Below are 21,077 nucleotides of genomic sequence, written 5' to 3' on the forward strand. Positions count from 1 at the left end.
GACCCGTGCCCGATGCCGACTTTCGGTAGGCGGGCGACTACAGGCCCGATCAGCCCAGCTTGCCGTTCTGGAAATCGTGCACGGCTTGCTTGACCTGCTCCTGCGTGTTCATCACGAAGGGCCCGTATTGCACGATGGGCTCGTGCAGCGGCTTGCCGGCGATGAGCAGCGCGCGCGCCGGGCTGTGGTTGGTTGCGCCGGCGCGCAGCACCACGCCGTCGCTGCCCGCATCGTTGGCCAGGATCGCCATGCGCCGCGTCGGGATTTCGCTGCCCGCGATCCACAGCGATTCGCGGAACACATAGACCAGCGCGTTGTGATCGTCCGGCAGCGGCTGCGCGAACTCGGCGCCCGGCGGCAGCGTGATGTCGAGGTACAGCGGCTCGGTGTGCTCGCGCCGCACCGCGCCCTCGATGCCGTGACTCGCGCCAGCGATCACGCGCACGTGTGCGCCGCCAGCGGTAGTGAACTCGGGAATTTCTTCGCTCTGGACGTCGCGATACCAAGGCTCGCGCATCTTGTCTTTGGCCGGCAGGTTGAGCCACAGCTGAAAGCCTTCCATCAGGCCTTCCTCCTGCTCGGGCAGCTCGCTGTGCACGAGGCCGCGGCCGGCGGTCATCCACTGCACGCCGCCGTTCTCCAGCAGTCCTTCGTGGCCCTCGCTGTCGCGGTGGCGCATACGGCCCGCGATCATGTACGTGACCGTCTCGAAGCCGCGGTGCGGATGGTTGGGAAAGCCGCCGATGTAGTCGCCCGGGTTGTCGCTGCCGAAGGCGTCGAGCATCAGGTAGGGGTCAAGCCGCTTCTGCAGGGGCTGCTGCAGCACGCGGGTGAGTTTCACGCCGTCGCCGTCGCTGGTGGAAACACCGGCCACGATGTGGTCGATGCCGCGCGGTGTGGCGACGGGATCGGTAGGGTGGTTGGCGTGGTGGTTGGCATTCATCATGCGTCCATGGTGGCACTAACGCGCCTGCCGCGCCACCCGCCCCGTCAAGGCCACTGCTGGCGCTGCCAGTAGTTGTACTTCCAATGCGTCTCGAAGCCCGCCCGGCGGTAGAGCGACAGCGCCGGGTGGTTGTGCGCATCGACCTGCAGGAACACCCGCTCGAAGCCGCGCGCAGACGCGGCCTGCGCCAGCCCGGCGAGCACGCGCCCCGCAAGGCCGCGCCCGCGCTGCGCCTGATCGGTGCGCATGCCGTGCACGCTGGCCCAGCCATGCCCGAACGCCATCGCGCCGGCCGCCAGCGTGCGGCCGCCTTCGCGCACGCTGGCATAGAGCGTGCCCTTGGCCCGCGACAGCATCCGCACGCGATGGGCGCCGTCCACCGGATCGAAGCCCTCGCCGAGGAACAGCGCCGACCACGCGTCGTCGGGCGCGCGGTCGACATCGGCCAATGCACCGCCTGGCGCGACCACCTGCCGCATGCGCTGCACCGACCCGATCTGCACGCAGGTCGGGCTGTCGCCGATGTAGTGCCGCCGCTCCAGCTCGGCGCGCAGCCCGTCGAAGCAGGGTGCGTCGGCCAGCCGCAGCGCGGGCACGACCTGGCGGCTGTCGTAGCGGTCTTCGATGCGGTCGAGCGTTGCGTGATCGACCGCGCTGCGGTGCAGCGGCACGGCTGATCTGGCGCGCTTCACGGTGCCGCCGGCAAAGGGCAGCAGCCAGCCGTCGAGCTCCTCGGTCAGGTCGGGCGACACGGCCGCGATGGTGGCGCGCTCGATGGCTTCGATGTCGGTGACGTTCAGTGTCATGGTGTTCATGGCATGGCCTCCGGCGCCGTGAACTTCGCCGCTGCCACGCCCTTGAGCAGCGCTTCGCGCTGGTTCCGGCTGATACCGCGGATGCCCTCGGCAACCCACTTGATGCGGTCGGCGTCGATGTGGCCGTCGCGCCGCCATTGCTCGAGCACGGCCTGCGGCTTGTGCAGCATGGCGGCAAGCCACACGGCCTGCGCCGGTTCGAGCGTGCGTGCGCTGCGCTTGAAGTAGCGGCGCGCCGCGGCCTCGGCGCCGCAGATGTTGCCGCCCCAGGGCGCGTTGTCCAGGTACAGCTGCAGGATGCGGGCCTTGCCCAGCGTCTGCTCCATCTCGACCGCGTAGAGCAGCTCGCGCAGCTTGCGCTCAGCCGTGCGGTCGCTGCCAGTCACCAGCAGCTTGGCCAGCTGCTGCGTGAGCGTGCTGCCGCCGCGCCGGATCTGGCCTGGCTTCTGGTTGTTGTCGATCGACGCGAGGATCTCGGTCAGGTCGTAGCCGCTGTGGGTGAAGAAGCGCTGGTCTTCCGCGGCGATGACGGCGCGCGCCAGCCAGCTGTCGTTGGCGAGCTTGGCCGAGGGGCCGCAGCTGGTGCGCGCGTTGAGCATGGCCTCGGTGCCCAGCCCCTCGACGGTGAACTGGCTGATGACGGGCTGCACCGCAAAGGTGGCCTCGGGCAGCACGAGCTGGCCGCGCAGCGCCAGCGTGCCGCCGATGCGTGCGCGCTGCAGCTCGGGCAGGGTGGGCACCAGCACCGCGTACCAGCGCGCGATGGGCGCGTCCTGCACGCTGGCATTCAGATGGATGTTCTTCGGCGTGAGCCTGCCGTCCCAGTTGCCTTGCAGCCGGGTGGTGTCCGTGCCCTGGGGCGTGGCTTCGAAGGTGCCGTTGAGCGTGTTGCCGTCGCGCTTCACGGTGGCGACCAGGCGCTCGACCCGGATCGGCTGGGTGCCGAGCGCCGGAACCTCCGCGCTGCAGGGGGCGCACTGCATTTCGAGCAGATCGCCGGCCGGCTTCCAGGCGAAGCGCACGGTGCCGAAGCTGGTGTCGAGCGAACGACCGTCGAGGTAGGGCGCGAACCACGACGAGGTGGCCACGCGCACTGCGGTCGGAATGCCGATCTCGAAATTCAGCGGCCCCGCTTTCACCGTGGTGCTCCACTCACCCGCAGCCGGCGCAAGCGCCAGCTTGACTATCAAAAAGATAGCTACACACGCCGTAATGACCAAGGCCAGCAGGCCGTAGAGCACGAATCGCAGGATCTTCTTCAAGGCACGTTCTCGGATCGTCAGATCGGTTTTGCTACCGTGACAGCTTGCCACGGCCCATGGGATTGGCCGCTGGCCGCTGCCCAGTACCAGCTTGAAGTGTCTGTGAAAGCCGTGCCCCGGGCATCGACGATGCGCTCGCAAACGCGGATTTTTTGTGCACCGTGCCGTTGCGCAACAAAACAGCGCCACATGCGCTCCTGCGCGTCGCGTTCCAGGCGCGCCTGTTCGATGCGGTAGCCCAGCGCGCGGTAGCAGTCCGTCGCCGGGTGCAGCATGCGTGTGGGCTGCGCCACCTCGCGCATCACCAGGGTCTGAGTGCCGTCGGTCATGCGGCCGATGGCACCCGGGAAGCGGTCGGCAAAGCGCTGCTCCACGTCGCTCAGGGCCAGCGGGCGCAACGGAACACCATCCCACTCGCCAGGCCATTCGTGCGACATCACTGCAGCGACCGGTTCGGCCGGTGCGCGCACAGCCGCGGTGGCCGACCACAGCACGCACAGCACCATCGCCAGCGCAAAAGCTGTCTTGTGGCCGATGCGGTTGATGAAATGGTTTGCAAACCAACGTTCAAAGAACGGTGTCGACATGGCGGCTTCCTTGGGTGGTGATCAGGCCTGGAATGGGGTGTTCGGCAGCTTGGGGTTCGGACCGGGCCGGCACCATGAGGCGGGCGATGGCACCGCACACCACGGCCAGCACCAGCAGGCCCAACGCGTTGTGCGCCCACGGCGCAAGCGGATGGCCGGCGCCTTCGAAGGCAATCAGCACGCTGTTGCGCACGATGTTCCCGGCCAGCACGAAGAGACCGACCATCGGCAGGCGGCGCATGAAGGCGCGGTCGCTGCGGCGCGCCCACAGCGCGACGGCACAGGCCGTGAAGTAGCCGAGCCACACCATCTGCACGCCCGAGCAGGGCGCATCCACGATCACCAGCCGGCCGTCGATCATCAGGCTCGTGCCTTCGCGCGCCACGTCGAAACCCGGTGCCAGCAGCCAGCGGCTGACTTCGGCCGTCAGCACGCGCAGCGGATAGCCGGCATAGAACTGCAGCGATGACAGCAGCGGCAGCGCCAGCACCGCAAGGCCGGCCACCGGAAACGCCGCCACGCGGCGCGGCAGGAAAGCCAGCAGCCCGCAAGCCAGCGCCAGCACGGCCACCAGCCCGGCCGCAAGCGGCGGCAGCGCGGGCACGAAGCCGAGCCCCGTGCGCAGCAGCGTCGCGAACACGGTGCCAGCGCCAGCCAGCGCGAGCCAGCCCAGTCGCGGCGAGGCACGCAGTTCGCGCCGGCGGTTCCAGGTCAGTGCCGCGAGCGCGACCAATGCCAGAAGGCCCATCGGATCGTCGGAGCCGTCGCGCATGCGCTGCACCATCCAGACCCAGGTCGGCATCAGCGCAAGAAACTGCAACCCGAGCCAGCCGGCGGCCGGCGTGCGGTCGATGTGGATGCCCCAGTCCACGATGCGCGGGTGGCGGTGGGCGAGCGTTGCCAAAGACATTTTTCTTCTCTCTTTTTGTTCAGGCGGTGAAACGACGCGCGTCATTGCGGCGTGCACGGCGGCGCAGCATCGCGAGCATCGACAGCACCACGGCGATGGCGCCGAGCGTTTCGGGTTCGGGCGTGCTCGGCACTTCGGCGCCTAGCGCGAGATTGCTCACGCCCTGCGGCATCGGCAGCGGCTGGTTCACGCCCACGCTGTCTTGCGGCGCCACGTTGCGCACCACCTTGTCGACGGCGATGAAGCTCGTGTATTGCGTGAGCAGGCTGTACTTCAGGCCAAGCTCGGTGATGCGTTCCTTGAAGGCCGTGCCGCCCTCCAGCGTTTCCTGGTCGCTGAGGCTCTGGATGCGGTGGCGGGCCCACAGCGTGCGAAGCGCGGCCGTGTCCTGGCGGGTGCGATCGTCGATGCGCACTTCCTGGCGGTACGGGCCGCTGGCGCTCTGGCCTTCGATGATCACGCGGCCTTTCGCTTCGCCACGCCATTTGCCGAACACGATCACCGGGCGTTCGCCGAGCACGTCGGGCAGGGCCTGCGGTTCCACGTCGTACACATCGAGCCCGCCAAAGGTGGCCTTCACGCTGGTGAGCACCGGCGACTCGACCATGCGGCGAAAGCGCGCGGCCTGCTCGGGGGCCTGCACCGGGTCGGTGATGATGAAGGGCTCGCCCATGCCGGCGCGTGCAATGCCTTCCATCAGGCTGCGATTGACCGACGAACCGATGCCGAAGGCGAACACATTGGCCTTCGAGAGGTTGTTGCGCACCAGCTCGAAGGCTTCGCGCTCGACCGTCACGTAGCCGTCGGTCACCACCACCACCGAGCGCGACACGTTCTCTTCCTTGGGCTCGGCGTACGCGCGCTTCAGCGCGGGAATGAGTTCGGTGCTGCCGCTGCCGCTGTAGTTCTGGATGGTGGCGAGCGCCTGTTCGATGTTGGCGCGCGTGGCCGGCACCGACTTGGGCGAGAGCATCTTGTTGCTGCCCGAGAACAGCAGCACGTTGAAGGTGTCGCTGGGGCGCAGGCCACCGATCAGGCGTTCGAGCACCGTCTTCGCGGTGTCGAGCGGAAAGCCGTGCATCGAACCAGAGATGTCGACCACAAAGATGTAGTCGCGCGGCGAGATGGCGTTGGCGGCCACGGCCTTGGGCGGCTCGACCATCGCGAGGAAGAAGTTCTCCGCGTTCTCGCCCTGGCCCTTGTAGAGCATCAGGCCCGATTCGATCTTCTCGCCAGCCAGGCGGTAGTCGAGCACGAAGTCGCGGTTGTCGGCAGGGCGGCCGTCGGCCTTGAGCGCGATGTCGGCGTGCTGGTCTTCGTCGCTCTTCTTCACGTCGATGGTGTGCGTGGCCGAGCGGATTTCCTTGATGCCCATCGGCGTGTCGATGCTGGCCTTGAGCCTGAAGCTGGTGCTCGGCGCCACACCCGCGGGCAGCGTGGGCTGAGCGACCCATTTGGCTTGCGCGTTCTCCGATTGCGGCGAGTTGTAGCGCGGCCCAACCACCGTCGGGAACACGAACTGGTAGTTGCCCGACTGCGGCACCAGCAGCTCGGTGTAGCGCAGTTCCACCTTCACGTCATCGCCGGGCAGGATGTTGGCGACATTCATCTGGAACACGTTGGGCAGGTGCTGCTCGAGCAGCGCGGCGGTCTTGCCTTCCTTCTTGGCGGCGTCGTATTCGATCTGCGCCTGCTGCTTCTCGCGGATCTGCGCGGTGATGAGCCGGTCGGCCAGGCGCACGTTGAGGCCGCTCACGGCGGCCTTGGTCGAGCCGGGGAAAACGTACTTCGCTTCGATGGCGCGCTGGCCTTCGTTGCGGTAGGTCTGCGTGACCGTCACGTCGGCGATCACGCCCGAGATCTTCACCGAGACCTCGGTGCCCTTCAGCGGCAGGCGGTCGACCGATGGATCGTCGCTCTTCACGAAGAAATACGGGCTCTCGGTCTTCAGGCGCGGGCCGGCGGGCGCTTCCTGCGCATGCGCCGGGCGCACGCCCATGGCAATGAAGCCCGCAGTCGCCAGGCTCACGGTGGCGAGCCAGAGCCAGCGGCCGGGACGTGGGGTGGTGATGTGGGCATCCATGGCGGGGGTCCTTGTCCGTGCGAACTTGCACAGCCGCAACTGTCGGCACCACACGAGAAGGCAGTTGGAAGGCTTCTTGAAGTCGGAAACACCCGTGCCTGGCTCTGTGAAGTCTGTGTGAAGCGAAGCGGCGCGCACGCTTCACACGGCCTTCGGATCGCGCGGTGAGCATCGCGGCTTCGCTACAGACGAGGAGAAAAACATGCTTCAGTTGTTGAAGGCCCTTCAGAGCTCGGTGCTGGCCAAGGTCGCCGGCCTGTTCTTCCTGCTGCTGCTCCTTTGCATTCCGTTGGGGGAGATCGACTCGATCAACCGCGCCCGCGGTGAGAGCCAGCGCGAGGCGGCCGACGAGCTCGCCGCCACCTACGCGGGGCGCCAGACGATGGTCGGGCCGCTGCTGTTGGTGCCGTATGTGGAGCGCTGGATGGAGCCGCTGCGCGACGCGCAGGGCAAGGTGATCGGCCAGGAGCCGCGCAGCAAGGAAATGGCCCACGTGGTGTTTCCTGAGAAGCTGCACATCGAAGGCACGATGGCGCCGCAAGAGCGCTACCGCGGCATCTTCAAGATTCCCTTCTACACGCTCAACGCCACGCTCACGGGTGGCTTCACGGCCTTCGACCCGAAGGCCGTGCCGCACAGCGAGTCCGACTCGAGCATCGAATTCAAGGCGCCTTTCATTGCCTTCAACGTGAGCGACCTTCGCGGCCTCGACGGCTCGCCCGCGATGACGGTGAGCAGCGAGACACTGCGCTTCAAGCAGCGCGTGCCGGGCCTGGCCGACGGCGCATGGTTTGCAGACGGCATCCACGCGCCGCTCACCGGCGCAGCGCTCAGTGCATGGCAGGCCAACACGCCGATCGCGTTCGAAATGAAGCTCGGCCTGGTCGGGCAGGACACGCTTTCCATCGCGCCCATCGCCGAGGAAACGACCGCGCACCTGACCTCGCCCTGGGCGCACCCCAGCTTCGGCGGCCGCTTTCTCGCGGCCGAGCGCAGCGTGACGCCGCAGGGCTTCGACGCGCACTGGCGCGTGTCTTCGCTCGTGACTTCGGCGCGCGAGCAGGTTCGCGCGGGTCTCTCGGGTCGCAGCAATGCCGCTGCCGAAGCAGCCACCACCCAGGCACGCCAGAACATGGGTCCGCTGCAGACCTTCGACGTGTCGCTCGCGCAGCCCATCAACGTCTATTCGATGAGCACGCGCGCCGGCAAGTACGGCGCGCTGTTCATCGGGCTGGTGCTGATGGCCGCCTTCATGTTCGAACTGTTCCGCAAGCTGCGCCTGCATCCGATCCAGTACGGCCTGGTCGGCCTGTCGATCGCGCTGTTCTTCCTGCTGCTGCTTGCACTGTCGGAGAAGTTCGCGTTCTGGATGGCGTATGCGGGCGCTGCCACCGCGAGCGTTGCGCTGCTGGCCGTGTACTTCAGCGCGGTGCTGGGAGGCTGGCGGCGCGGCCTGTCCTTCGGCGCCTTCGTGGCGCTGCTCTATGGCGCGCTCTACGGCCTGCTGGCTTCCGAGAGCAACGCACTGCTGCTCGGCGCGCTGCTGATCTTCGGCATGTTGTCCACGCTGATGCTCGTGACGCGCAAGGTCGACTGGTATGCGCTCTCGCGGCGCGTGGAACCGGCACCGGAAGCGCAGGCGGCATGAGACTGCTGCGGGTCATCGCGAGTGCATCGGGCTGGCTGGCCCTGGCCACGCTGTGGTTCTGGGCCTGGCACCTGAAGGACCCGCACCTGCGCTTCATGCGCGCGTGGGAACTGCCCTTGCTGTTGGCGATGCTGGTGGCCAGCATCACCATCGCCTGGAGGTTTGCGCGGGGCAACTTGCGCCCGGTCGCTCTGGGCCTGGCGTTCGCGGGCTTACTGACGGCACTGTGCAACGAGGCGGCCTCGCACCAGCACCGGGCCGAAGTGAATGCATCGGAGGGCCCGCTCGCACAGGCGCTGGGCGCGCATTTCATCGTCGGGTATGACGATGCAAAAAACCTGCGCGAGCTGGCCCGAAAGGGCCTGATCGGCGGAATCTTCGTAACCGGCCGCAATGTAAAGGGCCGCAAGGCCGCTGAACTGCGCAATGAGATCGAAGGCCTGCAAGCATTGCGCCGCGAAGCTGGCCTGACATCGCTGATCGTCGCAACCGACCAGGAAGGCGGCTCGGTCTCGCGCCTCTCGCCGCTGGTCGAACGCCAGCCCTCACTCGCCTCGCTGCTCGACGCCGACGTGCCCGACAACGAACTCGCGCAACGCGCCCGTGCCTACGGTGCGCAACAGGGCAGGGCGCTCGCCGCTTTAGGCATCACGCTCAATTTCAGCCCGGTGGTCGACCTGCGCCCCGGCCGCGCACCGGGCCGCTGGGACTTTCACACCCGCATCGACGAACGCGCGATCTCGGCCGACCCCGCCATCACTGCGCAGGTGGCGCTCGCTTACGAACTGGGCCTTGAATCCGCAGGCGTCCGCGGCACGCTGAAGCACTTTCCCGGCCTGGGCGGTGTAGCCGAGGACACCCATCATTTCGCCGCCGAACTGCGCACGCCGGTCGCCCAGCTCGCGGCGCACGACTGGAAGCCGTTTCAAGACGTGTCGAAACATTCGGATGCCGCGATCATGCTGGGCCATGTCATCCTTGTAGAGTTCGACGCCGAATATCCGGTCTCTTTCTCGCGCAAAATCGTGCAGCGGGTAATTCGAGGCGAATGGGGCTACCAGGGCCTGCTCGTCACCGACGATCTCACGATGGGCGCAGCCTACAACCGCGGTCTTTGCGATGCCACCGTTCGCGCCCTTGGCGCCGGCGTGGACCTGTTGCTGATCGCCTTCGACCACGACAAGTATTTCGATGCCATGCATTGCGCGCAGCAGGCAGCGCGGCAGGGCACGCTCGACCTGCCGATGCTGGAACGCAGCGGCGCGCGGCGGCTCCAATCCTTTCGCTAGCAGACAAGCAAGCAGCCAACTCTTATGTTCAAACGCTCAAGCTCCAAACCTTCCGACGACGGCAACGCGGCGTCCAACGAACCCCGCGCGCCGTGGAAGCGCATTGCCGGCTGGGGCGCCATCGCGGTCGGCTCCGGCGCGCTCGTGGTGCTGGTCGCAGCCATCGTCGCGGTGGTCGCCATCTATCCGAAGCTGCCCGATGTGTCCGAGCTTTCCGACTACCGCCCCAAGCTGCCGCTGCGCGTGTACTCGACAGAAGGCCAGCTGATCGGCGAGTTCGGTGAAGAGCGCCGCAACCTCACGCCCTTCGCCAACATTCCGAAGGTCATGAAAGACGCGGTACTGGCTGTGGAAGACGCGCGCTTCTACGACCACGGTGGAGTGGACTACAAGGGCTTCCTGCGTGCAGCGGTGGCCAGCCTGAAGGGCGGCCGAAAGCAGGGCGCGTCGACCATCACGATGCAGGTGGCGCGCAACGTGTACCTGAGTTCGGAGCGGACGATGAGCCGCAAGACCTACGAGATCCTGCTGGCGCTGCGGCTCGAACGGCAACTCACCAAGGACCAGATCCTCGAGATCTACCTGAACCAGATCTACCTGGGCAATCGCGCCTACGGCTTTGCGGCCGCCGCCGAAACCTATTTCGGCAAGCCGCTGCAGAACGTCACCATCGCCGAAGCCGCAATGCTGGCCGGCCTGCCGAAGGCGCCCGGCGCCAACAACCCCGTGGCCAACCCGCGCCGCGCGCGGGCGCGCCAGCTCTACGTGATCGACCGCATGCAGGAAACCGGCTTCATCACCGCCGACCAGGCTGCAGAAGCCAAGAAGGAAGAACTGCACCTGCGCGACGCCGCCGATCCGAACCGGCTGCATGCCGAGTACGTGGCCGAGACGGTGCGCCAGATGATGTACGCGCAGTACGGCGACAGCATCTACACCAGCGGCATGAAGGTCTACACCTCGCTCGTGGCGGCCGACCAGACGGCAGCCTACAGGTCGCTGCGCAAGGGCATCATGGACTACGAGCGGCGCCAGCCCTACCGCGGCCCCGAGAGGTTCGTCGACCTGCCGACCGAGCAGAAGGAAATCGACGAGGCCGTGGACGATGCACTGGCCGAACACCCTGACAACGGCGACGTGGTCGCGGCCGTGGTGCTCGACGCGAACGCGAAGGAAATCAGCGCCGTGCGCGCGAACGGTGAAACCATCCAGATCACGGGCGACGGCCTGAAACCCGCGCAGTCGGGCCTCGCTGCGAAGGCACCGCCGAACATCAAGATCCGCCGCGGCGCGGTCATCCGCGTGGCCAAGACGCCGAAGAACACCTGGGAAATCACGCAGCTGCCTGAGGTGGAAGGCGCTTTCATCGGCATGGACCCGCGCAGCGGCGCCATCAAGGCACTGGTCGGCGGTTTCGATTTCGGCAAGAACAAGTTCAATCACGTGACGCAGGCTTGGCGCCAGCCGGGATCGAGCTTCAAGCCCTTCATTTACTCGGCAGCACTCGAAAAAGGTTTCACGCCCGCAACCGTGGTGAACGACGCGCCGCTGTACTTCGATGCCAGCGCCAACGGCGGCCAGCCTTGGGAGCCGAAGAACTTCGAAGGCACCTACGAAGGCCCGATGCCGTTGCGCACCGCGCTGATGAAATCGAAGAACCTCGTCACGCTGCGCGTGCTGGAGTCGATCGGCGCGCCCTATGCGCAAGACTGGATCACCAAGTTCGGCTTCGACAAGGACAAGCACCCAGCGAATCTGCCCATGGGCCTGGGCGCCGGCTCGGTCACGCCGATGCAGATGGCGGTGGGCTATTCGGTGTTCGCCAACGGCGGCTACCGCGTCAATCCGTACCTGGTCACGCGTGTCACCGACATGAGGGACAAGGTCATCATGGAAACCGAGCCGCCGGTGCTCGACGAAGCGCGCCGCGCCATTCCTCAGCGCAACGCCTTCATCATGGATTCGCTGCTGCAGAGCGTGGTGAAGAACGGCACCGGCTTCAAGGCACACCAGGCCCTGAAGCGCGACGACCTCTACGGCAAGACCGGCACCACCAACGATTCCTTCGACACATGGTTCGCGGGCTTCCAGCCGACCATGGTCGGCATCGCGTGGATCGGCTACGACACGCCGCGCCAGCTCGGCGTACGCGGTGAAACCGGCGGCAGCCTGAGCCTGCCGATCTGGATCGGCTACATGCAGACCGCGCTGCAGGGCGTGCCCGTGACGCAACCGGCGGAACCGCCTGGCGTGGTGAACGTCGACGGCGAGTGGTACTTCGACGACTTCACGCCGGGCCACAACGTGGCGAGCCTGGGTCTGGAAAGCGAAGCGCCGCCACCGCCGGCCGAAGAACTCACGGGTGCGCCCATCGGAGCGCCGCCGGTGCCGGAAGAACGCAACAGGATTCTCGATTTCTTCCGGTAAGTCGCAGAGCTGAAAAGCGAAGGCGGGTCGCGGTGCCTACACTCGGTGCTGCTTCCCGCCTTCTCTTTTTCTTCTCCACGCATCCATGGAAATTCTTACTCTGGTGGCTCTCTTTGCCGCCGGCTTCTACATCCTCAAGTCCAGGGAACAGCGCATGCGCATCGCGCTGCTGGCCAGCCACCTCGGGCGCTACCAGATCGAGAGGCTGATGGAGAGCCTCACCTCCGGCTACATGCGCTGCCTCGGCGAAGACGACGCCGAGCGCCGCCAGCAGATCTGGCACCTGCTCGACGCCACCGAGGAAAAGCTCTCTGCCCAGTTCGACAGCTTCGCCGCCGAGTTCTCGCGCATGCCCGAACCCGCCACGCGCGTGAGCAAGCTGCCGGTGGCCATTCCGCTGTTCACGCAGTTTTTTCCGGCCTCGACCTTCGACGTGCGCCAGGCCCTGCTCATCCATGCACGCGGCGTTGCCGGCGTGATGCGCAACGAAGCCGGACGCACGCCTAAATCGAAAGCCTTCACCATGTCGGCCGAGCTGTTCCTGATGCAGCACACCTGCCACTGGTATTGCCGCTCGAAAACTGTGGCGTCGGCTCGCATGATCGGGCAGCACCAGACGCAGTATTTGCAGGCGCTCGGGGCTGTGAGTCCGGAGACGCGCAGCGCCTATTGCGCGCTGATTGGGCGCCCTCAGTGATGTGACAGCAACGGCAGCGTAAGCGTCGCCACGGCGCCACCGCGCGACGCGTTGCCCAGATCGATCCGGCCGCGGTGCAATGCCGCGATCTCCTTCACGAACGCCAGCCCCAGCCCCGTGCTCTTCTTCTGGCTGTGGGGCCTGGCGAGCGAATAGAACTTCTCGAAGACTTTTTCCTGCGCGTACTCCGGAATGCCCGGGCCGTGGTCGCGCACGCTCACGCGGGCCAGCTTCGAGGTCGTTTCCAGCGTGAGTAGCACTTCGCTGTCGCGCGGTGAAAAATCGATGGCGTTGTCGAGCAGGTTGCTGATGGCGCGGCGCAGCAGGAACGGGTCGCCTTCGGTGCGGGCATCGTCGCGAATGTTCACGAGCAGCTTGATGTTGCGCTTGGCTGCCGCAGGTTGTGCGCTGGCAGCGATGTCCTCGATCAGCGAAGCCAGCGCGACCGGTTCTGTGCGGTCCAGCGTGCGCCGCGTCTCGAGCGCGGTGAGCTCCATCATACGGTCGACGATTTCCTGGATGCGTTGCGTCTCGCGTTCGATGTTCTTCAGGAAACGTTCGCGCTCGGCATGCGGCATCGACGGCTCCTGCAGCAGCTCGGCCGCGCCGCGAATGGCGGAGAGCGGGCTTTTCACTTCGTGCGTGAAGGTCTGCACATAGTCGGCCACGTAATTGCGGCCGGTGAGGGCATCGCGCATTTCGCTGAAGCCGGTGCGCACACCGTCGACCGCGCGGCGTGCCATGCGCACCAGGCTCAGGCTGTGCTGCGCGCGTACCCAGGTCCAGTAGTCGCGGATCAGGCCGAAGGGCCGCACCAGCCAGATCGAGACGATGAGCGTGAGCAGCAGCAGCGCGAGTGCCGAGCCGACGCCCACCCAGATGGTGCGCACGCGGGCGTCTTCCACGAACTGGCCGAAGCTCTGCACCGGCTTGCCCACGCTGACCATGCCGACGATCTCGTTGTTCCAGCGGATCGGCGCGCCCACGTACATGACCGAAGTGCGCGGATCGCCGTCGACATCGCGCGAGGTGCGCGCGCCGTACAAGCCAGCCAGCGTGCGGCTCACGTCGGCCCACTGCGAATAGTCGGCGCCCAGGTGCCTGCCGAGCGAGTCGAACATCACGCGGCCATTGCGGTCGGTGACGTACACGCGCAGCTCGACGCGGCTCTTGTGCAGGTTGTAGATCTGCGCCGAGAACTCGCGTGCGTAGACGGTGCGAAAGAGAGGCTCGAGCCGCGCCGTGTTGATGGCACCGGCGATCACGTCCTGCTCGACCAGGCTGGCCACGAGCTGAGAAGTTTCGACCAGCGATTCTTCGGCCGACTCGCGGTAGCGCGGGTCGATGTCGGAAACGACGCGGTACAGCAGGAAGGCGATGCCCGCCGTGTAGATCAGCAGGATGCCGATGAAGATCCGCGTGCGCCGGGTCACGACGCCTTGGCGGGCAGTTCTTCGTTCAGTGCGTAGCCGGTGCCGCGCAGCGTGCGGATCGGCTCGACCTCGGGCGCGATCGCCTTGAGCTTGGCGCGCAGGGTCTTGATGTGCGCGTCGACCGTCCGGTCGAAGCTGTCGCTGGAATCGTCCCAGACCAGTTCGAGCAATTCGTCGCGCGTGAAGACGCGGCCGGGCCGTTGCACCAGCAGTCTCAGCAGGCCGTATTCGTAACGGGAGAGTTCCAGCAGGCGTCCGTAATAACGGATTTGCATGCGCTCGTTATCGAGCGAAAAGGGCATTGCAGGTGCCTGTGGGCTCGCTGGAGGCGTCTGGGCCGGGATTTGATGGGGTATCCCATGGTTTGGAGCTGCACCCGTCGTGGGGGCTCCTGAGCCGTTTCGGGCGCTGCGCCGCAGGATGGTCCGTACGCGAGCGACGAGTTCACGCGGCGAAAACGGCTTGGCGATGTAGTCGTCAGCGCCCAGTTCGAGGCCCACCACGCGGTCTATTTCGTCGCTGCGGGCCGTCAGGAACACCATGGGCACCTCCGGGCCGCCCATCGACTGGTTCAGCGCCTGGAGGCGCTTGAAGAGCTCGAAACCGTTGAGATCGGGCAATCCGATGTCCAGGATGGCCAGCGCCGGCGGTTCCTGCGCGAACTGGGCGATGGCTTCTTCGGCCGTGGCGCACCAGACTGGGATGAATCCGTCGCTCTTGAGGACGTACTGCAGCGTGTCTGCGATGCCCGATTCGTCTTCGGCAATCAGGATCCGGGGTTTGAAGCTCATCCACGAATGTTACCGAGGGGAGTGGATCGGGAGGACCGGTTTTGTTCAAAGGCGCCGTCGACCGGCGCGGCCGTTCGCGGCTTTTTTTTCGCGCGCAGCTTTCCCTTTCCCTGTCTTCTTATTCTTCTTATTCAAATTAGTAGTAGTAGATAAGGGTTGCCCTCTTCTGTGGACATGCCGCTTTTTTCGTTATGTGACAAGCACTTGTCATGGCTCTGTCACTGTGCGCAGCTGCGCTTCCGGTTTGTACCCGCCACATGAACAACATTGGGTAACCGATCCGGCCTGTGGATAAGCCATGGCTTGTTCAAAAACTGTCCCCAGAGTTGTGCTTTGACTCCTTCCGGAAAATCTGCGAAAGGGGGTTTTTCCCCGGAGAAATTCATTGCTGAAAATTTGGGCGATCTGTAGATTTCCCTTTCAGATCAATGAGTTGCAACGCCACTACACAGAAGTGCCAACGTTATCCACAGAGTTACTCAAGGTTTGTGGGGAGAAGCTCGCCGGAACCTTCCGGCCCGTTCAGCGACCGAACCAGATCATTCATATTGCGAAATGTTGAACATGACACCTTCAGAAACAAAGTCGATCGTGACCCTGAGCCTGCTGGCTGCCTTTGTCGATGGCGAAAAACACGAGCGCGAACGGGCCGAGATCAAGCGGATTGCCGAGGGCCTGTCGCAGGCCGACGGCCTGAACCTGCCGACGCTCTACCAGGACGTGCTGATGAAGCGCGTGTCGCTGGCCTCGGTGGCCGGCGAGCTCAAAAGCAGCGAAGCCCGGCAGCTCGCCTACGAGATGGCGGTGTGCGTGTGCGATGCGGACGGCACGCAGTCGGAGGCGGAGCGCATGTTCCTGGCGGATGTGCGCACGTCGCTCGGGCTGGATGCTTCGGCGGCCGCGTTTTCGCAGCAGGCCGAGGAAATTGCGGCGGTGCCTGTTGCTGCCGCTGCCGGCACTGCGGTCGCGGTGCCATCGACGCCGAATACGCCCGACACCGCTGAGCTCGACAAGTCGATCCTCAACGCCGCCATCCTCAACGGCGCGCTGGAGCTGCTGCCCGAGACGCTCTCGACCATGGCGATCATTCCGCTGCAGATGAAGCTGGTCTACCGCATCGGCCAGTCGTACGGCTACCAGCTCGACAGCGGCCACATCAAGGATTTCCTGGCCACGGTCGGCGTGGGCCTGACTTCGCAGTACCTGGAGCAGGCGGGGCGCAAGCTGCTCGGCGGCCTGCTGGGCAAGGTTGGCGGTGGCCTGTTGCGTGGGTTGGGCAACCAGGCCGTGAGCTCGGGGATGAGCTTTGCTTCGACCTACGCGCTGGGCCATGTGGCCAAGCGCTACTACGCCGGCGGCCGCACGCTCTCGACGCAGATGCTGAAGGACGCGTTCTCAGGCGTGGTGAAGGAAGGGCAGAGCCTGCAGACGCAGTATCTGCCGGCTATTCAGGAAAAGGCCCGCACGCTGGATGCGGGCAAGGTGCTGTCGCTGGTGCGGGGCGCCTGATCTAGACCTTGCTCAGGTCGTCGAGGATGGGGCAGTCAGGCCTCGAATCGCCGTGGCAGCAATGAACCAGGTGGGCCAGCGTATTGCGCATGGATTGCATGTCCGCAATGCGCTGCTCCAGTTCACCGAGGTGCTTCTCGGCGATGCGCTTCACGCTCGAGCTTGCGCGCCGACGGTTGTTCCACAGCCCGACCAGTTCCGCGATTTCTTCCATCGAGAAACCCAGGTCGCGTGAGCGCTTGATGAAGCGCAGCGTGTGGATATCGGCCTCACCATATTGGCGGTAGCCGCTTTCGGTGCGCGCCACCGCCGGCAGCAGCCCCAGCCCTTCGTAGTGGCGGACCATGCGGGCCGACACGCCGGAGCGCTGCGCCGCTTCGCCGATGGCGACAGAGCCCGTCGTCATTGAACCGCGTAGCCCGCGTTCTCGATCGCGGCCACGATGTCCTTGCGCGGCTGTTCGCTCAGCACGTCGACATGACCCGTTTCCAGATCGACCGTGACCTGCGCTTCGGGATCCACCGTTTGCACCGCGTTCTGTACTGCGCTCACGCAGTGGCCGCAGCTCATGCCCGTGACCTGGAATTTCTGGCTCATCGTGGTAGCTCCTTGAAAGTGATTGATTGAGGACGCAAGTTTGAACCCTCTCACGATGTCAATGTCCAGCGCAGGGGCACTGAATTTCTCCGCTTGACCTTGCCATCGTGTGAGGCTTTAGCCTTGGCACATGGAAAAAGTTCTGCAGCACCAAACTCCCGGCACCACCACGCTCGACCTCTCGGTCGGCGGCATGACTTGCGCCTCATGCGTGATGCGTGTCGAGCGTGCGCTTAAAAACGTGCCGGGCGTGCAAGACGTGAGTGTGAATCTCGCGACCGAATCGGCCCGCGTTGTGACAGGCGGCAGCGAAGACATGGACGCCCCGCTGCGCCGAGCCGTACGCGCGGCGGGGTACGAGCCGCGCGCAGCGAGCACCGCGGCCGACGAAGCAGCGCTGTCGCCGTGGCACGGCTTTGGCCCGGTCGCTGTCGGCCTGGCGTTGTCGATTCCCTTGCTGGCACCGATGCTCGGCGATCCTTTCGGACAAGACTGGATGCTGCCGCCATGGCTGCAACTGCTGCTCGCGACGCCGGTGCAGTTCTGGCTGGGCGCGCGCTTCTATCGCGCGGGCTGGCATGCGGCAAAGGCGCGCACCGGCAACATGGATTTGCTGGTGGCGCTCGGTACCAGCGCAGCCTTCGGCCTGTCGCTCTGGCTCTGGTGGCGCGCGGCCACCGGCGAGCATGCGGGCCACGGTGCGATGCCGCACCTGTACTTCGAGGCTTCGGCGGTGGTGATCACGCTGGTGCTGCTCGGCAAGTGGCTGGAGGCGCGCGCCAAGCGCCAGGCCACGTCGGCGATCCGTGCGTTGCAGCAGTTGCGGCCTGAAGTGGCTCACCTGGTCGGCGCGCGCGGCAAGGAAAGCGATGTGCCGTTGGCCGAGGTAATGGTGGGCGACCGCCTCGCGGTGCGCCCTGGCGAACGCGTGCCAGCCGATGCACGCGTGATCGAAGGGCAATCCGAAGTCGATGAATCGATGCTCACTGGCGAGCCGCTGCCCGTGGCCAAGGGACCGGGCGATGCATTGACCGGCGGAGCAGTGAACGGCGACGGCCGCATGGTCATCGAGGTGAGCGCGGTCGGTGCCGAGAGCGTGCTCGCGCGCATCATCCGGCTGGTCGAAGATGCACAAGCAGCGAAGGCGCCGATCCAGCGGCTGGTGGACAAGGTTGCGGCCGTGTTCGTGCCGGTGGTGCTGGTGATCGCGCTTGTCACACTGGCCGGATGGCTGGTTGCGGGCGCGGGCATCGAGACTTCGCTGATCCACGCTGTGGCAGTGCTCGTCATTGCCTGCCCGTGTGCGCTGGGCCTCGCAACGCCGGTCGCGGTGATGGCTGGCACGGGCGTGGCGGCGCGTCACGGCATTCTTATCAAGGATGCGCGCGCGTTGGAAATCGCGCACCGCGTCGACACCGTTGCATTCGACAAGACAGGCACTCTGACGGTCGGCCGACCGGTGCTCACTGCACTGGTGCCCGTCGCGGGCACCGATGCCAGTGAAGATCAATTGCTGGCGACGGCCGCCAGCCTGCAGAGCGGCAGCGAGCATCCGCTGGCCAAGGCAGTGCTGGCCGCTGCGGTGCAGCGCAACGTGCAGGTGCCTGCGCTGGGTGTGATGCAGGCGTGGCCAGGTCGCGGTGTGCGTGGTGAGGTCAGCGGCGTGCACTGGGCCATCGCCAGCCTGCGCTGGTGCCGTGAACTCGACGCGATGCCCGACGACGCTGCGGAAGTCGAGCGTCTGCAGTCTCAAGGTGCCACGGTGTCCGCGCTGTTGCGCTTCGACGAAACCGGCGCCGCGCACGTGCATGCATTGTTCGCTTTCGCCGACGAGCCCAAGCCACAGGCTGCCGAAGCTATCCGCACGCTGCGAGCACGCGGCCTGCGCGTGGTGATGATCTCGGGCGACAACCTGCGTGCAGCGCAAGCCATGGCGGCGCGGCTGGGCATCGCCGCCGAAGACGTGCGCGCCGATGTGCTGCCGGCCGACAAGGCGGCGCAGGTCGCTGCATTGAGGAAGAACGGGCACGTCGTGGCGATGGTCGGCGACGGCGCAAACGATGCACCCGCGCTGGCCGCGGCCGACGTGGGCATCGCGATGGCGCCTTCGGGTGGCGGCACCGACGTGGCGATGGAAGCGGCCGGCATCACGCTGATGCGCGGCGATCTCGCGCTGGTGGCGCAGGCCTTCGAGCTCTCTGCGCGCACGGTCGCGAAGATCCGGCAGAACCTGTTCTGGGCCTTTGCCTACAACGTGGCCGGCATTCCGCTCGCGGCCTTCGGTTTGCTGAGCCCTGTGGTGGCTGGTGCGGCCATGGCGCTGTCGAGCGTGAGTGTGATGGCCAACGCGCTGCTGCTGCGGCGCTGGAAGCCCTGACGATGCCTTCTCAGTCGAACAGCAGCGCCATCACGTATTCATCGACGTAGTTCTCTTCGCCGGCCCGCTTGTAGTACCTGCGCAGCGTGCCTTCGCGCTCGAAGCCCAGCTTCTCGTAGAAGCGCAGCGCGGGCGCGTTGTCGCTTTCGGCGAAGAGCTCGATGCGCTTGACACCAGCAGTCTTCAGTGTGTCGATGGCCTCGCTGACCATGGCGAGCGCAATGCCCTGGCCATGGAATGCAGGATCGACAGCGAGCGTACCGAGGCCGGCCACATGATGAATGCGGCCCGGATAGCGCGTGGCGCGGTAGAAGCCTGCGATGCGTCCTTCGCGTTCGTAGACGTAGAAGCACCGGGTGTCGAGCAGTGCCTGGTAGACGGCGCGGAAATCTTCGATCGGCATCGGGTCGTAGCCGAGGAAGCGCACGACCTTCTCGTGCATGTAGAGGGCGAAGACGGTGTCGATGTCTTCAGGTGTGGCCAGCCTGTGCATGATCGAATGTTCCCGGTGCGATGAGAGCGCCGAGCATACATAGCGAGGCCGTCAGGCGAGCAGTACTGCCGAGATCCCCAGCAAGGCCAGTTGCGCGCACCAGGCCCATCGCAGCCGCAGTTGCGAGTCGAGCACAGCGCCAATGGACCAGAAGCCGCCGACGGCCAGCGCAAGCAGGCCCAGTCCCGTCTGGAATGCGAGGTCGTCGGCGCGCCACAGAAAGGCCAGCGTCACGCCGACCCAGCACGCGAAGTGAATCGAGGCCGAAGCCACCTGCGGGCGCGTCAGCGCCGGATCGTGAATGTGCATCGCTTCTTCCAGCGAAAAGGGCGCTTCGGGAAACCGTTGCGCCACGTCGGCCGGTCGCCAGCCGGGCGGCTTGAACCACACGGCGATCTTGTCCTGCCAGCGCTGCGTGTACCAGGCGTCTCGCAGCAGCGGCGCATACGGGCCGAGGATCGCGCGCATCGGGTCGAAGCTCGCAAGCGCCTTGCGCGTGCCGTAGACACAGCGCTCTTTCTCTTCGGCAAATGTGCCGAACATCCGGTCCCACACCACGAGCATGCCGCCGTAGTTGCGGTCCACATAGCCGTCGTTCACCGCGTGATGCACGCGATGGTTCGATGGCGACGAGAACACGCGGTCGAACCAGCCGAGCTTGCCGATGTGCTCGGTGTGAATCCAGAACTGATAGACCAGCACGATCAGCCCTGCAAGGCCGAACTGCTCGGGAGGAACGCCCACCACTGCCATCGGCAGGTAGAAGGCCCAGCCCAGAAAGGCCACGGTGCTTTCCTGCCGCAGCGCGGTGGAAAAATTGAAGTGCTGGCTCTGGTGATGCACCGAGTGCGCGGCCCAGAACACGGCCGACTCATGACCCGCGCGATGCAGCCAGTAGTCGAAGAAGTCGAACAGCAGCACGGCAACGATCCAGCCCACAACGCTGTCCCAGAAGCTCGGCCGTGTCCAGATCGCGACCAGTGGATAGACCATTGCGTAGAGGCCGATCTGGAACAGCTGCGTGCACACCGAAAGCGCCTGGCTCAGCAGTCCCTGGCTCAGGCTGCCGAGCGTGTCGCTGAAGCGGTAGGTGTTGCGCCGCTTGAGCCAGCCCCATGCGAACTCGCACGCCATGAGCAGCGCGAACACGGGCACGACGAAAACAACCAGCCGGTGCACCGCGTTCGTTTTTTCAGGAAGGGTTCAGCGAATC

General features: G+C 65.8%; 18 protein-coding genes. 6 read left to right on the forward strand and 12 right to left on the reverse strand.

What is annotated here, in order from left to right; all coding sequences use genetic code 11:
• Positions 1 to 49: 49 nt before the first annotated feature.
• The 6 genes from ACSFCA_RS28040 to ACSFCA_RS28065 are packed head-to-tail and all read right to left on the reverse strand — an operon-like array spanning position 50 to position 6,603.
• Positions 50 to 946 (reverse strand): pirin family protein, encoded by an 897-nt coding sequence (locus ACSFCA_RS28040; protein ID WP_258352065.1) that lies wholly within the window; start codon positions 944 to 946, stop codon positions 50 to 52.
• A gap of 44 nt (positions 947 to 990) precedes the next feature.
• Positions 991 to 1,761 (reverse strand): GNAT family N-acetyltransferase, encoded by a 771-nt coding sequence (locus ACSFCA_RS28045; RefSeq protein WP_258352064.1) that lies wholly within the window; start codon positions 1,759 to 1,761, stop codon positions 991 to 993.
• Positions 1,758 to 3,023 carry a biosynthetic peptidoglycan transglycosylase gene (locus ACSFCA_RS28050; protein WP_435461891.1) on the reverse strand — a complete coding sequence of 422 codons (1,266 nt, stop codon included), beginning with the start codon at positions 3,021 to 3,023 and terminating at the stop codon, positions 1,758 to 1,760. The genes ACSFCA_RS28045 and ACSFCA_RS28050 overlap by 4 nt, the downstream gene beginning before the upstream one ends.
• 17 nt (positions 3,024 to 3,040) lie before the next feature.
• Entirely contained in the window at positions 3,041 to 3,610 is a 570-nt protein-coding gene (locus ACSFCA_RS28055) for a hypothetical protein (RefSeq protein WP_435461890.1), read from the reverse strand.
• Positions 3,591 to 4,520 carry an exosortase Q gene (xrtQ, locus tag ACSFCA_RS28060; RefSeq protein ID WP_435461889.1) on the reverse strand — a complete coding sequence of 310 codons (930 nt, stop codon included), beginning with the start codon at positions 4,518 to 4,520 and terminating at the stop codon, positions 3,591 to 3,593. Before xrtQ ends, ACSFCA_RS28055 begins: the two co-directional genes overlap by 20 nt.
• Before the next feature lie 19 nt (positions 4,521 to 4,539).
• Positions 4,540 to 6,603 (reverse strand): VIT and vWA domain-containing protein, encoded by a 2,064-nt coding sequence (locus tag ACSFCA_RS28065; protein ID WP_435461888.1) that lies wholly within the window; start codon positions 6,601 to 6,603, stop codon positions 4,540 to 4,542.
• 202 nt (positions 6,604 to 6,805) lie between these two features.
• Between ACSFCA_RS28065 and creD the strand changes: the two genes are divergently transcribed.
• From creD to ACSFCA_RS28085, 4 genes are all read left to right on the forward strand, one after another.
• Positions 6,806 to 8,251, forward strand: coding sequence for a cell envelope integrity protein CreD (gene creD, locus ACSFCA_RS28070; RefSeq protein WP_435461887.1), 1,446 nt, complete (start codon positions 6,806 to 6,808; stop codon positions 8,249 to 8,251).
• Positions 8,252 to 8,346: 95 nt separating this feature from the next.
• Complete coding sequence (locus ACSFCA_RS28075; protein WP_435461886.1) at positions 8,347 to 9,540, forward strand: glycoside hydrolase family 3 N-terminal domain-containing protein; 1,194 nt, start codon at positions 8,347 to 8,349, stop codon at positions 9,538 to 9,540.
• A gap of 24 nt (positions 9,541 to 9,564) precedes the next feature.
• Positions 9,565 to 11,967: a penicillin-binding protein 1A gene (locus ACSFCA_RS28080; RefSeq protein WP_435461885.1), complete on the forward strand. Its 2,403-nt coding sequence runs from the start codon at positions 9,565 to 9,567 to the stop codon at positions 11,965 to 11,967.
• Between the two features lie 85 nt (positions 11,968 to 12,052).
• Positions 12,053 to 12,664, forward strand: coding sequence for a hypothetical protein (locus tag ACSFCA_RS28085; protein WP_258352057.1), 612 nt, complete (start codon positions 12,053 to 12,055; stop codon positions 12,662 to 12,664).
• Here ACSFCA_RS28085 and creC read toward each other — a convergent pair.
• Both creC and creB read right to left on the reverse strand, forming a co-directional pair.
• On the reverse strand, positions 12,658 to 14,097 hold the full coding sequence (creC, locus tag ACSFCA_RS28090) for a two-component system sensor histidine kinase CreC (RefSeq protein WP_435461884.1): 1,440 nt from the start codon (positions 14,095 to 14,097) through the stop codon (positions 12,658 to 12,660). The two genes, ACSFCA_RS28085 and creC, sit on opposite strands and share 7 nt — an antisense overlap.
• The gene (gene creB, locus ACSFCA_RS28095) at positions 14,094 to 14,888 is read right to left on the reverse strand and encodes a two-component system response regulator CreB (RefSeq protein ID WP_258352055.1); all 795 of its coding nucleotides are present in this window, start codon (positions 14,886 to 14,888) and stop codon (positions 14,094 to 14,096) included. Before creB ends, creC begins: the two co-directional genes overlap by 4 nt.
• Positions 14,889 to 15,452: 564 nt before the next feature.
• Here creB and ACSFCA_RS28100 point away from each other — a divergent pair.
• Positions 15,453 to 16,397, forward strand: a complete 945-nt coding sequence (locus ACSFCA_RS28100; protein WP_435461883.1) for a YcjF family protein — start codon at positions 15,453 to 15,455, stop codon at positions 16,395 to 16,397.
• Between the two features lies 1 nt (position 16,398).
• Here ACSFCA_RS28100 and cueR read toward each other — a convergent pair whose 3' ends face one another.
• Both cueR and ACSFCA_RS28110 read right to left on the reverse strand, forming a co-directional pair.
• Positions 16,399 to 16,803 (reverse strand): Cu(I)-responsive transcriptional regulator, encoded by a 405-nt coding sequence (gene cueR / locus ACSFCA_RS28105; RefSeq protein WP_435461882.1) that lies wholly within the window; start codon positions 16,801 to 16,803, stop codon positions 16,399 to 16,401.
• Positions 16,800 to 16,994, reverse strand: coding sequence for a heavy-metal-associated domain-containing protein (locus tag ACSFCA_RS28110; protein ID WP_007833622.1), 195 nt, complete (start codon positions 16,992 to 16,994; stop codon positions 16,800 to 16,802). Before ACSFCA_RS28110 ends, cueR begins: the two co-directional genes overlap by 4 nt.
• Before the next feature lie 130 nt (positions 16,995 to 17,124).
• Here ACSFCA_RS28110 and ACSFCA_RS28115 point away from each other — a divergent pair, with 130 nt between their 5' ends.
• Entirely contained in the window at positions 17,125 to 19,371 is a 2,247-nt protein-coding gene (locus ACSFCA_RS28115) for a heavy metal translocating P-type ATPase (RefSeq protein ID WP_435461881.1), read from the forward strand.
• A gap of 10 nt (positions 19,372 to 19,381) precedes the next feature.
• Here the strand turns inward: ACSFCA_RS28115 and ACSFCA_RS28120 are convergent, their stop codons facing one another.
• Both ACSFCA_RS28120 and ACSFCA_RS28125 read right to left on the reverse strand, forming a co-directional pair.
• Entirely contained in the window at positions 19,382 to 19,864 is a 483-nt protein-coding gene (locus ACSFCA_RS28120) for a GNAT family N-acetyltransferase (RefSeq protein ID WP_435461880.1), read from the reverse strand.
• A 51-nt stretch (positions 19,865 to 19,915) separates the two neighbouring features.
• On the reverse strand, positions 19,916 to 21,043 hold the full coding sequence (locus tag ACSFCA_RS28125) for a sterol desaturase family protein (protein WP_435461879.1): 1,128 nt from the start codon (positions 21,041 to 21,043) through the stop codon (positions 19,916 to 19,918).
• Between the last annotated feature and the right edge of the window lie 34 nt (positions 21,044 to 21,077).

It is taken from the genome of Variovorax multivorans, from assembly GCF_051216835.1.
Lineage (GTDB): Bacteria > Pseudomonadota > Gammaproteobacteria > Burkholderiales > Burkholderiaceae_C > Variovorax.

Excerpts from the sequence above, each read along its gene's own strand:
- ACSFCA_RS28040 (WP_258352065.1), bottom strand. The coding sequence starts at position 946 with ATGATGAATGCCAACCACCACGCCAACCACCCTACCGATCCCGTCGCC.
- ACSFCA_RS28045 (WP_258352064.1), bottom strand. The coding sequence starts at position 1,761 with ATGAACACCATGACACTGAACGTCACCGACATCGAAGCCATCGAGCGC.
- ACSFCA_RS28055 (WP_435461890.1), bottom strand. The coding sequence starts at position 3,610 with ATGTCGACACCGTTCTTTGAACGTTGGTTTGCAAACCATTTCATCAAC.
- xrtQ (WP_435461889.1), bottom strand. The coding sequence starts at position 4,520 with ATGTCTTTGGCAACGCTCGCCCACCGCCACCCGCGCATCGTGGACTGG.
- ACSFCA_RS28065 (WP_435461888.1), bottom strand. The coding sequence starts at position 6,603 with ATGGATGCCCACATCACCACCCCACGTCCCGGCCGCTGGCTCTGGCTC.
- creD (WP_435461887.1), top strand. The coding sequence starts at position 6,806 with ATGCTTCAGTTGTTGAAGGCCCTTCAGAGCTCGGTGCTGGCCAAGGTC.
- ACSFCA_RS28075 (WP_435461886.1), top strand. The coding sequence starts at position 8,347 with ATGCGCGCGTGGGAACTGCCCTTGCTGTTGGCGATGCTGGTGGCCAGC.
- ACSFCA_RS28080 (WP_435461885.1), top strand. The coding sequence starts at position 9,565 with ATGTTCAAACGCTCAAGCTCCAAACCTTCCGACGACGGCAACGCGGCG.
- ACSFCA_RS28085 (WP_258352057.1), top strand. The coding sequence starts at position 12,053 with ATGGAAATTCTTACTCTGGTGGCTCTCTTTGCCGCCGGCTTCTACATC.
- creB (WP_258352055.1), bottom strand. The coding sequence starts at position 14,888 with ATGAGCTTCAAACCCCGGATCCTGATTGCCGAAGACGAATCGGGCATC.
- ACSFCA_RS28100 (WP_435461883.1), top strand. The coding sequence starts at position 15,453 with ATGACACCTTCAGAAACAAAGTCGATCGTGACCCTGAGCCTGCTGGCT.
- cueR (WP_435461882.1), bottom strand. The coding sequence starts at position 16,803 with ATGACGACGGGCTCTGTCGCCATCGGCGAAGCGGCGCAGCGCTCCGGC.
- ACSFCA_RS28110 (WP_007833622.1), bottom strand. The coding sequence starts at position 16,994 with ATGAGCCAGAAATTCCAGGTCACGGGCATGAGCTGCGGCCACTGCGTG.
- ACSFCA_RS28115 (WP_435461881.1), top strand. The coding sequence starts at position 17,125 with ATGGAAAAAGTTCTGCAGCACCAAACTCCCGGCACCACCACGCTCGAC.
- ACSFCA_RS28120 (WP_435461880.1), bottom strand. The coding sequence starts at position 19,864 with ATGCACAGGCTGGCCACACCTGAAGACATCGACACCGTCTTCGCCCTC.